The 14,128-nt window shown below is 37.5% G+C and carries 15 protein-coding genes; 11 read left to right on the top strand and 4 right to left on the bottom strand.

Going from position 1 to position 14,128, the window contains the following annotated elements; genetic code table 11:
- Nucleotides 1-15: 15 nt before the first annotated feature.
- The 5 genes from EHQ24_RS11470 (at nucleotide 16) to EHQ24_RS11490 (ending at nucleotide 4,614) form a co-directional block, all read left to right on the top strand.
- Nucleotides 16-906: an LIC_10030 family protein gene (locus tag EHQ24_RS11470; protein WP_135601748.1), complete on the top strand. Its 891-nt coding sequence runs from the start codon at nucleotides 16-18 to the stop codon at nucleotides 904-906.
- Between the two features lie 12 nt (nucleotides 907-918).
- Nucleotides 919-1,761, top strand: coding sequence for an inositol monophosphatase family protein (locus tag EHQ24_RS11475; protein WP_135601749.1), 843 nt, complete (start codon nucleotides 919-921; stop codon nucleotides 1,759-1,761).
- Nucleotides 1,762-1,868: 107 nt separating this feature from the next.
- Nucleotides 1,869-2,444, top strand: a complete 576-nt coding sequence (locus EHQ24_RS11480) for a superoxide dismutase (RefSeq protein ID WP_135575857.1) — start codon at nucleotides 1,869-1,871, stop codon at nucleotides 2,442-2,444.
- 112 nt (nucleotides 2,445-2,556) lie between these two features.
- Nucleotides 2,557-3,939, top strand: coding sequence for an anthranilate synthase component I family protein (locus EHQ24_RS11485; protein ID WP_135601750.1), 1,383 nt, complete (start codon nucleotides 2,557-2,559; stop codon nucleotides 3,937-3,939).
- Nucleotides 3,940-4,005: 66 nt separating this feature from the next.
- On the top strand, nucleotides 4,006-4,614 hold the full coding sequence (locus EHQ24_RS11490; RefSeq protein WP_135601751.1) for an anthranilate synthase component II: 609 nt from the start codon (nucleotides 4,006-4,008) through the stop codon (nucleotides 4,612-4,614).
- Nucleotides 4,615-4,687: 73 nt separating this feature from the next.
- Here EHQ24_RS11490 and EHQ24_RS11495 read toward each other — a convergent pair whose 3' ends face one another.
- Together EHQ24_RS11495 and EHQ24_RS11500 are read right to left on the bottom strand one after the other, a co-directional pair.
- Nucleotides 4,688-5,911, bottom strand: a complete 1,224-nt coding sequence (locus EHQ24_RS11495; RefSeq protein WP_135601752.1) for an LIC10025 family lipoprotein — start codon at nucleotides 5,909-5,911, stop codon at nucleotides 4,688-4,690.
- Nucleotides 5,886-6,314: a hypothetical protein gene (locus tag EHQ24_RS11500; RefSeq protein ID WP_135601753.1), complete on the bottom strand. Its 429-nt coding sequence runs from the start codon at nucleotides 6,312-6,314 to the stop codon at nucleotides 5,886-5,888. Before EHQ24_RS11500 ends, EHQ24_RS11495 begins: the two co-directional genes overlap by 26 nt.
- A gap of 124 nt (nucleotides 6,315-6,438) precedes the next feature.
- On the opposite strand from EHQ24_RS11500, the gene EHQ24_RS11505 reads away from it, so the two are divergent.
- Nucleotides 6,439-7,227 carry an SHOCT domain-containing protein gene (locus EHQ24_RS11505; protein ID WP_244310398.1) on the top strand — a complete coding sequence of 263 codons (789 nt, stop codon included), beginning with the start codon at nucleotides 6,439-6,441 and terminating at the stop codon, nucleotides 7,225-7,227.
- On the opposite strand, the gene cysE is transcribed toward EHQ24_RS11505, so the two are convergent.
- Nucleotides 7,224-7,940 (bottom strand): serine O-acetyltransferase, encoded by a 717-nt coding sequence (cysE, locus tag EHQ24_RS11510; protein WP_135601754.1) that lies wholly within the window; start codon nucleotides 7,938-7,940, stop codon nucleotides 7,224-7,226. The two genes, EHQ24_RS11505 and cysE, sit on opposite strands and share 4 nt — an antisense overlap.
- 110 nt (nucleotides 7,941-8,050) lie before the next feature.
- Here cysE and EHQ24_RS19405 point away from each other — a divergent pair, with 110 nt between their 5' ends.
- The 4 genes from EHQ24_RS19405 (at nucleotide 8,051) to EHQ24_RS11525 (ending at nucleotide 11,402) form a co-directional block, all read left to right on the top strand.
- Nucleotides 8,051-8,185: a hypothetical protein gene (locus tag EHQ24_RS19405; protein WP_279633555.1), complete on the top strand. Its 135-nt coding sequence runs from the start codon at nucleotides 8,051-8,053 to the stop codon at nucleotides 8,183-8,185.
- A 118-nt stretch (nucleotides 8,186-8,303) separates the two neighbouring features.
- The gene (locus EHQ24_RS11515) at nucleotides 8,304-9,233 is read left to right on the top strand and encodes a site-2 protease family protein (protein ID WP_208725760.1); all 930 of its coding nucleotides are present in this window, start codon (nucleotides 8,304-8,306) and stop codon (nucleotides 9,231-9,233) included.
- A complete protein-coding gene (locus EHQ24_RS11520) occupies nucleotides 9,230-10,627 on the top strand; it encodes an NHL repeat-containing protein (protein WP_135601755.1) in 1,398 nt (465 codons plus the stop codon). The genes EHQ24_RS11515 and EHQ24_RS11520 overlap by 4 nt, the downstream gene beginning before the upstream one ends.
- Nucleotides 10,628-10,673: 46 nt before the next feature.
- On the top strand, nucleotides 10,674-11,402 hold the full coding sequence (locus EHQ24_RS11525) for a hypothetical protein (protein WP_135601756.1): 729 nt from the start codon (nucleotides 10,674-10,676) through the stop codon (nucleotides 11,400-11,402).
- A 7-nt stretch (nucleotides 11,403-11,409) separates the two neighbouring features.
- On the opposite strand, the gene EHQ24_RS11530 is transcribed toward EHQ24_RS11525, so the two are convergent.
- Complete coding sequence (locus EHQ24_RS11530) at nucleotides 11,410-12,603, bottom strand: DegT/DnrJ/EryC1/StrS family aminotransferase (protein WP_135601757.1); 1,194 nt, start codon at nucleotides 12,601-12,603, stop codon at nucleotides 11,410-11,412.
- 156 nt (nucleotides 12,604-12,759) lie between these two features.
- On the opposite strand from EHQ24_RS11530, the gene add reads away from it, so the two are divergent.
- Nucleotides 12,760-14,112, top strand: coding sequence for an adenosine deaminase (gene add, locus EHQ24_RS11535; RefSeq protein ID WP_135601758.1), 1,353 nt, complete (start codon nucleotides 12,760-12,762; stop codon nucleotides 14,110-14,112).
- Nucleotides 14,113-14,128: the final 16 nt, after the last annotated feature.

The following is a 14,128-nucleotide window of genomic DNA, read 5'->3' on the forward strand; positions in this document are numbered from 1 at the left end:
TTTGAAAAATAAAAAATGAAAGTACAAGATTATCAATCCATCAACCGGATCCTGAATGAAACATCCGCAAAAAACAAACCCGGTGAAATTTTTGTAGATAACCTACATTCTCCATACATTCAGTTTGCAGAAAAGTTTTTGATTCCAGGAACATCTAGCACACAACCAGAGTTTGGTGATATTAAAAATTTTGTGCACACAGTTCTGAAATACATTCCCGAGGCGATTGAAGGAACTTGTTTATTACCAGAGCCAAGACCCAAACGAGAAACAGGCAAATTGTTTTTTGTTCGTCCCATGATCTTCGGGTCGTCCCGGTTTTTGTATGTTTTTTCGGTAGATATGTTGTATTTGGGTGGTGCCAGTTCCGCAGAAATTAAAAAACCCGGCTCACAAAATATGACACCTTCCATTCTTACGGACAGGTTGTACTTCCAAGTAAAAATCATTCACCTTCATTCCACAAAAGAAGAGGGTGAAAACGTTACCGACTTTCAAGCGAAACGTTTCGAGGGTGGGATTTTCCGAGTGGAATCAGAAAAAGATGATAACAAACCCATCCGTAGATTTTCAGAAATTTTTGATGAAATTGATTTTTCAGACACAGAATCAACCATTCGTGAAGAACTTGGTATCACACCTGAAGTTTGGAAATTGGGAAGGATTTATAGTCCTATTGGAATTGATTATTTGTCTTTATCTTTACGTTTTTTAACTCCTAGTCTTCCGCAAACCATCCAGCAGTTTCGAAATTTTTATCCCGTTCTGACGGAAACAGAAGCGGGAATTCCAGAAGAAACTCTAGAAAAATACCATAAATATCTTTCTTCTTTTGAAGTAGAGAGGACTCAGTCGAAGTCCGGTAATATTTTATGGAAAGTCATTCAGAAATCATCCGATAATTAAAGAGCAGGTAGTATGGGCATATCGTCACCAACCATTAGTTTTCCCATTGATGAAACCATCAAACGGATCGAATACGTAAAAGCAAATGCCATGGGTATCATCCATGAAGCAAAAAAAATCCAAAGAGAAGTATCTTCGATTCGTTCGGAAACTGATGCGGATGAAAAAGAAAGAATTGATGCCGCCGACGGTAAGTTAGGTGATATATTGATTCGTTTTTTACAAAAATCTTTTCCTAAAGATGGAATCATTTGTGAAGACAAACCAACCATTGATGGTGGGGATTTTAAATGGGTTTTAGATCCAGTGGATGGTTCCATGAATTTTGTTCGTGGCCTTCCTTTATATGCAATCTCTTTTGGATTGGAACATAGAGAAACACCAGTGGGTGGAGTGGTAATCGTTCCTCCGCAAGAATCCGTTTATTCCGCTGTGATGGGCGAGGGTGCTTATAAAAATGGAGAACAAATTCGTACGTCGCGAATTTCAGAACTCAATCGTGCTATTTTTTCTCCCAATTTACCTACAAAACGAGCTCATATGATCCAAGAGATCATGGCTGACCTTTCTGGATTTTTAACCTATGCTCGTTCGTTCCGTAGGACTGGTTCCTTTGTTTTGGATGCTTGTTTTATTGCTGAGGGTGTGATGGATGCCATTTGGGAAAAAACAGTCAAACATTGGGACGTTTCGGCCATTTCTGTGATTTTAGCAGAAGCAGGTGGGAAATTGACTGACTTAAATGGAGTCCATTACTATACCGGACTTCCGGAGTTAGTGGCTTCTAATGGAGTTTTACATTCGGAAATTTTAAATTTATTGAAGACAGTTCGTTCTACAGTCAGTCGAAATTAATAGAGGGGAACGATTAGAATCGTTCTACTTTTTTAGTTTACGATTTGCTTTTGCGATCCATACTAGAGACAAAATACAATTACACTTGAATCCATCAGGAGAACACCATGGAACATAAACTCCCAGAACTTCCTTATGCAAAGGATGCACTTCTTCCCCATATTTCACCTGAAACTTTAGAGTTTCATTATGGTAAACACCACCAAACTTACGTTACAAACCTCAACAACCTAATCAAAGGGACTGAGTTTGAAAATGCTACTCTTGAAGACATTGTTAAGAAGTCTTCAGGTGGAATTTTTAATAACGCAGCGCAAATTTGGAATCACACATTCTACTGGCATTCTCTTTCCCCTAAAGGTGGTGGAGCTCCTACTGGTGCTGTTGCTGATTTGATCACAAAATCCTTTGGATCTTTTGACGCGTTCAAAGAAAAGTTTTCACAATCTGCAATCACTAACTTTGGATCTGGTTGGACATGGCTTGTGAAAAAAGGTGACGGCGTAGAGATCGTAAACACGAGCAACGCTGGTAGCCCTTTGAAAGATGGCCTCCAATCTCTACTTACGATTGATGTTTGGGAACATGCTTACTATATTGATTTCCGCAATGCACGTCCAAAATACGTAGAAGCATTCTGGAATTTAGTAAACTGGGATTTCGCAAACCAAAACTTAAAATAAGAACGGATTTAAGAATCACACGTCAAAAGGCAGGTTCCGGAATCCGGCTCCTGCCTTTTTTATTTCATAAAAAGATTCAAAATGAATCTTGGTAACTAATACAGAGTTTTTTATGACCCAAACACTTCCGAAAATTAAGATCCCCAAAAAACCAAATTATACTTCCTTGTCGTTGCCGGAAGGAATCGAGTTTTGGGAACTCTTCCGGGTCATTGAGGCTAAATATGAGAATTGTTTCCTCCTCGAATCGGCTGGAGACAATCAATACGATTCCCGTTATTCCGTTATGGGATTCGACCCATCCCATCTCCTCGTGGGTGAGACGGGAGTTTTAGAAATTGATGGAAAAAAATATTCTGTCGAAAATCCATATTTTGCTCTTCGCGAGTTAGTAGATTACAATTCGCTAAGCATCAGTTATGCGGGTGGATTTGTTGGGTATTTGGGTTATCAAAGTATGCAATTCTTTGAACCAAAATTGAAACTCGAACCGCATCCTGATTTTCCAGCAATGATCTTCGGGCTGTATTTAGATGGGCTTATTTACGATAAATTTACAGGTGAACTAATCTATTTTGATAACGGAACGAACCGAATCGAAGAAGTGAACCAAATCCTAAACCTTGCAGTAAACCAAAAATCTCGAAAACCAAAAGCAAAGGTTTCTCTTTTACAGGCAGGTCTATCCAAAGAAGTTCACAAACAAATGGTGGAGGAAGCTTTAGAAGAAGTAAAAGCGGGTAACACCTTCCAATGCCAAATTGGATTTGAAGAAATTTACACAGTGGATGGAAATCCATTAGCTATCTATGAAACACTTCGTGAAATCAATCCCTCTCCGCATATGTATTATGTAAAATTTGGAACTCGTGCCATTTTGGGTGCCAGTCCAGAATTACTCTTTCGTTTGCGGCAAGGGGAAATGGAATCCTTTCCTTTGGCCGGAACCACCAAACGTGGAGTTGATGCCAAAGAAGACACTCTCCTTGCCCGTAAACTTTTAACAGATCCAAAAGAAATTGCAGAACACAATATGTTAATTGATCTCCATCGCAATGATGTGGGTCGGGTAGCAAAATTTGGAACCGTAAAGGTGCGTAGACGTTTTGATATAAAAAGATTTTCTCATGTGCAACATATCTCCAGTGAAGTTGTGGGAATTCTATCATCCAAAGAAGATATGTTTTCGGGACTTGCCTCTTCGTTTCCAGCGGGAACACTTTCTGGGGCTCCTAAAATTGAATCGATGAAAATCATTGAACGAATTGAAAAATCTCCACGTGGTCCCTATGGCGGTGCCGTTGGAAGTTTTGGATTAAATGGAGATTGTACCTTTGCCATTCCCATCCGTAGTTTTTTTGTAAATGGAAACAAAGGATTTGTCCGTGCCTCTGGAGGGATCGTTTTTGATTCCAAACCAGAAGATGAATACCAAGAAATCATTAATAAAATGGCTTCGGTTCGCAAAGCTTTAGATTTACACAAAGCTTCCTAGTCAGTAGCGATTAAAAATGCTAAACGACGTAACTTAAAAAAATACCATAGTAATGGAGAAACCAAAATGAAAGTTCTCATCTTAGACAATTACGATTCATTTACATTCAATCTTTACCAAATTGTTGGAGAAATTTTAGAAGAAAGGGAAGAACTCTTTCAACTGGATGTGATTCGAAATGATGAAAAATCCTTTGAAGTCATCAAATCAGCTAACTACGATAAGATTATTATTTCCCCTGGTCCCGGCCATCCTGCAGATCCTGCTTATTTTGGGGTGAGTGCAGATATTTTAAAAGAGCTTGGAAAAACAACACCGGTACTTGGGATTTGCCTTGGGATGCAAGGAATGGCCACTGTGTTTGGTGGCGAAGTTGTAAGGGCTAATGTAGCCATGCATGGAAAACTTTCACCGATTGAACACGATGGAAAAGGTGTTTTTTCCGGCCTTACACAAGGGATAGAAATTATGCGTTATCACTCATTGGTTGCAAAAGAAACTTCTCTCCCAAAAGATTTGGAAATTACAGCACGAGTTTCTGCCGGAGAAGGGAAGGGGGAGATCATGGGTCTTCGTCACAAATCTTTAAAGATTGAAGGAGTTCAGTTCCATCCGGAATCTTTTGGATCGGAAGAGGGAAAGGATCTACTTAGAAACTTTATCAATTCGAAATAGTCCGTTCGTATTTCCGTCTGGCTATAATTTAAATTCTAGAAGTGCGCCTTAGCTTTAGTTTTTTAGTTTCGTTTTACTTTAAATCCTTTAACATCGCATCTTCCCAGGCTGCAAAAAAATCAAAGTCATTGCTGGCTTTTTGAGAGTCATCACCACCAAATAGAGAAAAACGTTTTCGTTTGGTTTCGTTGTATGTGGTGATTGTATTGATTTGACCTCGTTCCGTTTTTTTGAAAGTCACGTGAAGTTGTGATCCTCCGCGCCCTTGCGTTCCTTGGATGAGTAAGGTAAAAAACTCGCTAAAGTATTCATCCATATTTCCAGGGATAAAGAAGTTTACAAAACCTTGCGGAATGACATAGAAAAAATTTCCATTAATTTCCTTTTTGCCAATCCGTACAAATTGTCCGTCAAGTGTATCTGTTTGTTTATCAAAGGTAGTTTTCAATTTATATTCTAAATTTTGAATTTTTACAGTGATTCCAAAAGATTTAATTTCGATATCTCCTAAAAAACGAATTTCCTTTGGTGATTGGAAATAATCTAACGGCGGATTCACGGGGAAATGAAATTGGATCGTTTTTCCTTGGTTGGTGATTTTTAATTTATGAGTTGGATTGAATTTGTCCCAGATTTCAAGGTTGAGTTTGGTTTTTTCCAAACGGGAACCGGTGCGTTGGTAAAAACCGGGGAATTTGGCTTTTGTTTCATCATTGATTGTGAATTCTAAGGTATGCCATTCTGCATTTTCTGTGATATGGCATTGCATAGCGCTGCAAAGAAATTTTAAGTTTTGAGATGATGTTTTTAAGGATTGATAAGCGTTGTGATCATTCACTGCTAAAACAAAATCATGGAACCACTTAAAAAAATCTCTTGGTTGGTAACCGCTTAGTTTATGAACAATTTTCCTTTCCACAGCATAAATTTCTCGGTCTTCCCAAAGTTTTGGAGTGAATGTGACTTTTGCCGAATAATCATATTTAGGTGGTTCTGGTTCATTCCAATGCAAATTCCAGTTTTGTTGGTTGTCTAATGTTCCGTGGAGAGAAAGGAAAGGGTATCCTTCCGGTGTTTTCAGTAATTGGGATTCGTTTTCTTCGCTGAGACTACCGGCCAAAGCTGAAAAATAAACTTCGTTTTTTGAAGTCGATTTGATGGAACGTTGTAAATAGTCGTATCCTTTCCAGAATTGATAGTGGTTTTCATTTTTTTGAAAACAATTAGAAACACTAACAAACAATAATGTACAAATGAAATAAGTTTCTAATTTATATCTCTTTTTTAAGAATGCCATATACTTCTTGGATGAGAGCCTCATCCATTTCTTCCTGATAGGATGATGAAATCAATTTGCCTGCTTTATTATAAATTCGTAAATAGGATTCGCCTTTTGTTAGACCAATCGCGAGATGACCTTTGCGATCCAAAAGAATACTTTCAAACTGTTTTGTTTTAGATTCTTCTAAATAATCTTCCACAACTTTGTTTGTTTCTTGGAAGTCCAAATAAAGTAGGAAGTGCACTTTGGAACTATCTTTCCAAAGTAGATTTTGCATTTTCCAATAGAGTTTTCGTCCCTGTTTACGGCAAATTTCCAAATCTCGGAGGAAACATCCCATAAGGACAACAGGTTTTCCTTTTATGGTACCATCAGAATACGATTGCCCATATTGATCCTTCATTTGAAATTGTGGCATGGGTTGCGTTTTCCATTCTTCACCAGATACCAAAAATACTGCTAAAAGAAATATTACAAAACGTGACACAGTTTTTAGCCTATTCATAAATTCATTAACGGCAAGTTCAAAAATTTTCTTCGTTTTGATTCTCGTTTTTTTTACCTCTGCCTGTTCCAGTTTGACAAGAAAAATCAAACTAGTTGATTCATCTGCTTCTTTGGCTTTCTTTGAAGTGGAGGAAGAGGAATGGAAAACCATTTTCCCGAGAGAAATTTCTAAACTCACCATCAACAATAAAAATTTTGTTCAGCTAACCAATGTTTTGAAAACCATCCAATACAAACGAGGAGTTCTTGCTTATGAAGATTGGGAAGTTTTGGTTCCCGATGCATACCTTTCTGAAATACAAAAGTTCTCTGAAAAGATAATAACAAATCAAGAACCAAAAGTGTATCTATGTATTTTCAAGGTAGACGATATCCTTTCACCGAATGTAAAAATTTTAAAAACAAGTTTTTATATATTAAGTACAGATGAAGGGCTGGTAATACTATTTCATGAAATGAATACAAACATCAGCTTTCAAACTCAGTATTCGTTTGAAGATTGGGTGATTTTTCATCCTTCAGAAATCAGACCAATTTATAGACCAGAACTTTGGTTGCGAGACAAACAGAATACAAGTATGTATAAAGATAAGGCTGCCGTTAAAAATGCAATTTATGGAAATGTAGTTGTTTTTAATATTCCAGAACTTCTTTCAAATCCTCCGTTATTTCGTTATCCCAAAGAAGATGAAATAGTTGTCCCCACAGAACAATGGAAATCAGTTCCTGAAAAATTGAAAGCCCTAGAGGAAATGAGAAAAAATAAACTCATCACGGATGAAGAATACAACTTAAAGAAAAAAGAGTTACTGAAAGAATTTTAAATCCCATCTCCATGGATGAATTCTTGGATGAACCGATCGTCCTCTGGAGCATCTGTTGAAGATTTTTCTAATAGTTGTTGTTTCTCATATAGTTTGTTGATGAGTTGTTGTTGGGTTTCTACCTTCTCTAATAATACTGAAAAAACTTTGGCTATCGGATCTGGCATTTGATTGTGTTCTAACATTTGTTCTACGCTATCGGAAGCAGGGTCTCCAGCTTTAACAACCTTACCTGGAATTCCGACCACAGTTGAACCTGCTGGAACGTTTCGCATAACAACAGATCCAGCACCAACACGAACATGATCTTCTATCGTAATGTTTCCTAAAACTTTGGCCCCGGCACCGATCACAACATTTTTTCCAATGGTCGGATGGCGTTTGCCAGATTCTTTTCCTGTTCCGCCAAGAGTCACTCCTTGGAAGATGAGAGAGCCAGAACCGATAATGGCAGTTTCTCCAATCACAACTCCTGAGCCGTGGTCGATAAAAACACCAGGGGCAATTTTGGCTCCTGGATGGATGTCAATTCCCGTTAAAAACCGGCTAATGTAATTCACAAGTCGAGGGATGATTGGCAATCGAAGTTTATAAAGTAAATGTGCGAATTTATGTAGCCATAGGGCATGTAATCCCGGGTAACAAAGGACAATTTCCAAATACGATTTGGCAGCCGGGTCAAACTTTTTGATGATTCTTATATTTTCAAACATTGATTAGTTGGTTTTATCTTTAATGATTAGACGAATTAACTATTCCCGGCGTAAGGAAAGATGTAAAGGGAAATGAGATAATAAGTCTGTACAAAAAATCCACTTGTTCAATGGATTCTGAAGACCTTTCCAAAGGAAGAAAATTTTTGGTATCAAATGTTCGTAGAATCCTAGTCATCCAACCCAAATGGATCGGAAATGACACAGATTTTCCAAAGGAATTTGGAAAAGATGAGGTAATCTGAATGAGGTTCAGATCGTATGCTGAATCAATTTTCCTATCGTTATTTTACTTTCTAATTGCTTCTATAGTTAGGTTCCATAACCTTTCGAGTAGAAATTAATTTCTAGGTTGTTCCGACTTTGGAATCAAAAAAAACAATACACATAATTTTATTCCTACTTACGTTTTTCACCTTAACATATTCAGATATATTTTTAAATCCTCAAGTCCCACAAACATTAGAGAATTATAAACTTATTTTTTTTGAGAATTGGCCTTATTCGGTCTCCTTGTTGTTCATACTCGTTGCACATGAAATGGGACATTATTTACCAGCAAGATATTACGGAGTCAAAGCTACTTGGCCTTTCTTCATTCCATTACCTGTCGGGCCAATAGGAACCATGGGTGCGGTCATTCACATCAATCAACAGATTCCTGATAAAAAAGTGTTATTTGATATTGGCATTGGAGGGCCAACTGCCAGTTTGGTACTTTCCATTATTGCTTGGTTAGTGGGGATTAGCTTCTCCAAAGTCATTATGATTCCACCAGACTTTGATAGATCAGGATTTTTATTTTTTGGAGACAGTCTTTTCACTTATTTAACAAGCCAATGGATTCTTGGCCCAATTGATTTTTCAACTATGGACATCCAGGCGCATCCGTTAGCCAAAGCGGGATGGGTCGGACTACTCATTACTGCGGTGAATTTATTGCCTTTTGGTCAATTGGATGGTGGTCATGTCATCTATTCTATGTTTGGTGAAAGTTATCGAAAATGGATCCGCAGTTTGTTTGTCTTGTTTTTGATTTTTGCATTACTTCATTTTACATGGTTACTTTGGAGTTTTTTCATTTATTTTGTAATAAAAATTGAACATCCATTCATAAAAGATTCTGCATTGGGGATTGGAAAGTTCAGATTTTATTTTGGGTTTTTTATGTTAGTAACATTACTAATCATTTTTGTTCCGAAACCTATTATCTTGGGATCGAAATTTGATGATTCTTCTTTACTAACTGATATTTTTCGTCTGATAACAGATAACATTGGGTTGGAATTATGATTCGTTTTTTAATTTATTTAGTATTTTTTTCATGTACTCTATTTGCTCAAGAGAGCAAAGAATATAAACTCACAGACAAAGCTTATGGTTTGGCATGGGACGGCGTGAATTTTTGGTACATAGATACTAATCGTCGAGCCATTATTAAAATTAATGAAATTGGGGAACAAGAAATCTTTAACTTAGGTTTGGCGAATCTTCGGGGGATTAGTTTTGATTCAAGAGAAGGGAAACTGCTTGTAGTAGCTCCGAAACAAATATTAAAATTGGATCCCAATTCCGGCGGTATCACTGACAAAATTCAAATCCCTCTTTCGAATGTGGCAGGGATCGCAAGTGTTGGAAATTATTATTATATTTTGGACTTGGATTCGGGAAAGGTGCAAATATATGACCAATCTTCTTCTCTTTTGATTGGTGGATTTTTTACTGATAGAACCCGCCCACGTGATATTTGTTATGGAAGAGATTCATTATGGATATCTGATTCAGCAGACAATAGTATCTATCGTTATGATACCAAATCAGGAAAAATTACAGGTTCGATCAAAACCAACCTTCGGTCTGTGCGTGGAGTTTTACTCAGTGGTTCCAAACTTTGGGTTGTGGATCGCGAAAATAAAGAAATCAAAAACATTCCCTTCATTGAAACAGAGAGGTTCATTGCATCCGGTGAAGAAGAATACAATTTGGAAGTTTCTTTAAAATTCAAACTGGATTCAGTTTCTTTATCAAAGGCACAAATTGCTATCCTACACCCTCCTTCCAATGAACAACAGAGAATTCGGTCTGTGAAATTTTCTGACACAGCTTACCAACCTGCTTTCATCCAAAGAAATCGTGTGCATCTAAAGAAGCTGTCCATTGAAGATTTGCCTGGTGAACAAATTGTAAAATACAAGTTTTCTTCTAAAAATCAGTTCATTAAATATTACGTTACGGATGAATACTTAGATAAAGATTCCGTATATCCAGGTGATGTAACATCTTATTACGAAAAAACAAACGAAGAATTAAAACTTTTACCTCGTGATTATTTAGATGCGATTTACCAAGCGCGTCAAACAAGCATCAGTATTAATGATTTTAAAGATAAAATGAAAGAAATTGGTGTTCCGATCCAACCCTTTCGGATGATTCGGTTTGAAAAAGGAAAAGCTAAATCCATTCAAGATTCTTTATCCATTTTTCTTCTTAGTTATGGATGGATTCCCATTGCGGATTTAGGTCTGGGAAGTAATACGGACAAACGGTATTTTGAAAAAAAAGAGTCGGATTTAATTTTGTACCAAAGTTTGAATTTCAAATCTTCGGTTTCTCCAGTATACTTCCGTAAGGATGCTAATTCGGAATGGGAAAATTTGCCTGCGGAAATCACTTATAAAATTAAGTAAACTTTCGTTTCTCTTTCTATTTTCATGTTCCCTTATCGGCCAAAAATTGGATTCGGTATTTGTAGACAAAAAAGTAGAGAGGGAAACAAAATTCAAAGAACTTGTTGCTTCCACTTGGATTCAATTTCCGAAACTGGGATTGTATTGTGAAAAGGAATTATCCTATCATAAGATATTTTGTAAAATCCAAACAGTCCTAAGTTTTCGAAAACTTGCGGAATATTTAGACATTCAAATTTTTGAATCTGGTCCTCATACTAAATACTATCTTGAACTAAACTCAACTGATGCATTTGGTCATTACAATCCTGAATTTCCTATTAAACTACGCGAATATCTGCTGCCTGCCAAAACAAATGGAACATTATTTACATTAACTTTACCAATTTACGAAGGTTTGGTTCGAAACACAGCTCGTGAATTTTTTATTGTTTATCAGAAATTAGATTCCAACCCAAAATTTTTTAGAAAGGAAGCGGATCGGTATTTGATGTTAGTGGAGGAAAATCGTTTGGATCCGTATTATTTAAATCGGTTCATATTGTTTATGTATCCTGCATTTACGGACAATGAAGACCCTGAAGAATCATCCAGATTTGTTTATCGAAAAGGTGATGAAACTCTGGAAGCCCAAGTAGTAAAAGAATTAGTTGGCTTTTGGATTCGTAGAAAGGCGGATGGAACAGATACAGAATTTGTTTTGGGTTTGGTGGATTTATTAAAGTTATACGATCCGGAGTTTTATCAAAACCGAATCGTACCCTCTTCTAATTAACTTACCATTAACCTAAGATATCTTTCATTGCATCAATTACATCTTTTTCGTCTGATTTTGTCATACCAGCAAATAGAGGTAATGATACAGAACGATCATACATCAGGCAGGCATTCGGATATTCTTTGCGATTGTATTGAAACGTTTTTTTGTAATAAGGATGTTCAAAGATAGGAATGAAATGAAGGCTTGTGCCAATATTTCTTTCCTTTAATTCTTCTACCAAACTATCTCGTCCGATTTTGGCAATTTTTGGATCTAATTCAATGCGGTAGAGATGCCAGCTATGAATCCCATTCGAATCTTCTTTAGGGAGTTTGATTCCTTTTAGCGAGCTAAACTCTTGGTTATAATGTTTTGCAATTTCTGTTCTGCGTTCCCAAAATCCATGGGATTCTTTTAATTGTACGACACCTAATGCCGCGGCAATGTCTGTCATATTGTATTTGTAACCGGCATCGACAACTTCGTAATACCAACCTGGTCGGTTGAATGCATCACGATTTATTCCATGTAGTCGCATTTTACGAATTCGTTCAGCTGCCTCTTTATGAGAAGTGGTGACCATACCCCCTTCTCCAGTAGTAATTCCCTTGGTTGCATAAAAACTAAAAACAGTAAAATCACCCCAAGTTCCAATCATCTTATCTTTATGAACTGCAGGGAAAGCATGGGCGGCGTCTTCGATTACATATAAATTATATTCTTTCGCAATTGCCATGAGTCCTTCCATATCGCAAGTATAACCTGCTAAGTGGACGGGCATAATGGCTTTGATTTGTTTACCGGTCTTTTTACTTGTGAGTTCTTTTCCGTTCCATTTACATTTGGATGTAATTGTTTCACGAAGGGTTTCCGGAGTCATTAGGTTGTGGATGGGATCGACATCGGTGAGAATTGGTTCGGCCCCGAAATAACAAATCACTTCGGTCGTAGCAGTGAAAGTAATAGAACTAGTGATCGCTGCATCATTAGCCGTAAGCCCGATGGCTTCCAAAGCTAAATGTAAGCCCGCCGTTGCCGAATTGACAGCGATGGTTTCTTTGCTACCCACAAAGTCACCAAACTCCATCTCGAATTGTTTTACTTTCGGACCAGAGGTAACCCAACCTGACCGAAGCACTTGAGCTACTTCTTCAATCGCATCTTCCGAGATCGAAGGAAGAGCAAACGGTAGGAATGTTTTGCGAGATGTGAGCATATTCATTTATACGACATAATTCGGAAAAAATTTCCAGTCTTTTCCGCTCCCAAACTTCCTATCGACGGTATTTTTGAAAGCTGAATAGGGATTTTCACCCAAGGTTTAAAAATCTACTTGTAGGCACTTACGAAATTTCGCATTCTTTCCTGGAACATGGAAGTTCCTTTTTCTGAGATTTTAAATCGTATTGCTGTCATTGACCGAGACATTGCTGAGCTCAATCGGTTGAAAAGCCGTTTGCCGGCTGACAGACCGTACTCACCTACCATCCAACTTACTTTTGATAAACAAATCAATACTCTGTTAAACGAGCGGGTTTCCCTCATGGAACTCCCGATCCTCCACCCTCCCCTTTGGTTACTTTCCAAAGAAGGCTTGGAACCATCCACAGAGTCACCTCTTCTCAAAGAGAGAAAATCCTTACTGGCTGGGGACTTGTCTGTCCCTCATCCAAACGAACAGGATGTCATCAATTTCATTCGAGAAATTCCAAAAACAGAGGTTCACCTCCATTTGGAAGCCTGTGTGAACAAAGAAACTTTGAAGTTTTTGTACAAAAAGAACGGAATCGAAGTTACAGATAAAGAGTTTGAAGATAAATACAATTTTAAAGATCTCAATGGTTTCATTCAGGTATTTTTCTTTGTGCAAGGATCGGTAAAAGAAGCTTCTGACTTAGGTTATTTTATCGATAGTTTAGCTGACTATTTACGATCCAACAATATCATCTATTGCGAAGCATTTTTTGCTCCTTCTAAGTTCATCCAAAACGGATTGGATTTTGATGAAATGGTAGAAGTGATGGTCAATCGCATTCGTCAAATCGAAGTCAAAGATGGAATCACCATCCGATTGTTAGTGGATGTATCTCGTTCTTTTGGTCCAGAAAATGCGATGAACAACCTCAAACGAGTATTGGGATTAAAACATAAAGAAGTGATCGGAATTGGACTTGGTGGCGCGGAACTTATGGGCCCTGCTAAGGATTATTCAGAAGTATTCAAAGTCGCACGCGAATCTGGGTTACGATGTGTGGCTCACTCCGGCGAAGATGATGGACCTTGGGCAATTTGGGATGCTGTTAATCTTTGTAAGGCGGAAAGAATCGGACACGGAACTTCTGCCATCCAAGATCCAGAGCTTGTTCGTTACATGAAAGAAAATCGTATCCCGATTGAGATTTGTGTTACTTCTAATGTTTTTACAGGGAAATATGTTCGTAAGGAACAAAACCACCCGGTTCGTTATTATTATGACCAAGGTTTGATGTTGTGTATCAATACAGATGATCCAGATATCTTTAATGTCAATCTTACATACGAATTTTTTAAACTCTATCGTTTCTTAGATTTTTCTATCGATGAAATCATTGATTTGGTGAGACAGGGAGTACTTTGTACTTTCCATCCAGAAAAAGAATCACTTTGGGCAGCCATGGAAGAGAAAATCGATCAAATTAAATTAAAATATAATTTGGTTTCAGAAAAACAAGTAACAGCAGTATAGTTTCGATTCTAGATAA

Source organism: Leptospira noumeaensis (genome assembly GCF_004770765.1).
GTDB classification, from domain to species: Bacteria; Spirochaetota; Leptospiria; order Leptospirales; family Leptospiraceae; genus Leptospira_A; species Leptospira_A noumeaensis.

What these genes read in the sequence shown, in the direction of transcription:
- EHQ24_RS11470 (WP_135601748.1), top strand. Translation starts at nt 16, where the DNA reads ATGAAAGTACAAGATTATCAATCCATCAACCGGATCCTGAATGAAACA.
- EHQ24_RS11475 (WP_135601749.1), top strand. Translation starts at nt 919, where the DNA reads ATGGGCATATCGTCACCAACCATTAGTTTTCCCATTGATGAAACCATC.
- EHQ24_RS11480 (WP_135575857.1), top strand. Translation starts at nt 1,869, where the DNA reads ATGGAACATAAACTCCCAGAACTTCCTTATGCAAAGGATGCACTTCTT.
- EHQ24_RS11485 (WP_135601750.1), top strand. Translation starts at nt 2,557, where the DNA reads ATGACCCAAACACTTCCGAAAATTAAGATCCCCAAAAAACCAAATTAT.
- EHQ24_RS11490 (WP_135601751.1), top strand. Translation starts at nt 4,006, where the DNA reads ATGAAAGTTCTCATCTTAGACAATTACGATTCATTTACATTCAATCTT.
- EHQ24_RS11495 (WP_135601752.1), bottom strand. Translation starts at nt 5,911, where the DNA reads ATGGCATTCTTAAAAAAGAGATATAAATTAGAAACTTATTTCATTTGT.
- EHQ24_RS11500 (WP_135601753.1), bottom strand. Translation starts at nt 6,314, where the DNA reads ATGCCACAATTTCAAATGAAGGATCAATATGGGCAATCGTATTCTGAT.
- cysE (WP_135601754.1), bottom strand. Translation starts at nt 7,940, where the DNA reads ATGTTTGAAAATATAAGAATCATCAAAAAGTTTGACCCGGCTGCCAAA.
- EHQ24_RS19405 (WP_279633555.1), top strand. Translation starts at nt 8,051, where the DNA reads ATGGATTCTGAAGACCTTTCCAAAGGAAGAAAATTTTTGGTATCAAAT.
- EHQ24_RS11520 (WP_135601755.1), top strand. Translation starts at nt 9,230, where the DNA reads ATGATTCGTTTTTTAATTTATTTAGTATTTTTTTCATGTACTCTATTT.
- EHQ24_RS11530 (WP_135601757.1), bottom strand. Translation starts at nt 12,603, where the DNA reads ATGCTCACATCTCGCAAAACATTCCTACCGTTTGCTCTTCCTTCGATC.
- add (WP_135601758.1), top strand. Translation starts at nt 12,760, where the DNA reads ATGGAAGTTCCTTTTTCTGAGATTTTAAATCGTATTGCTGTCATTGAC.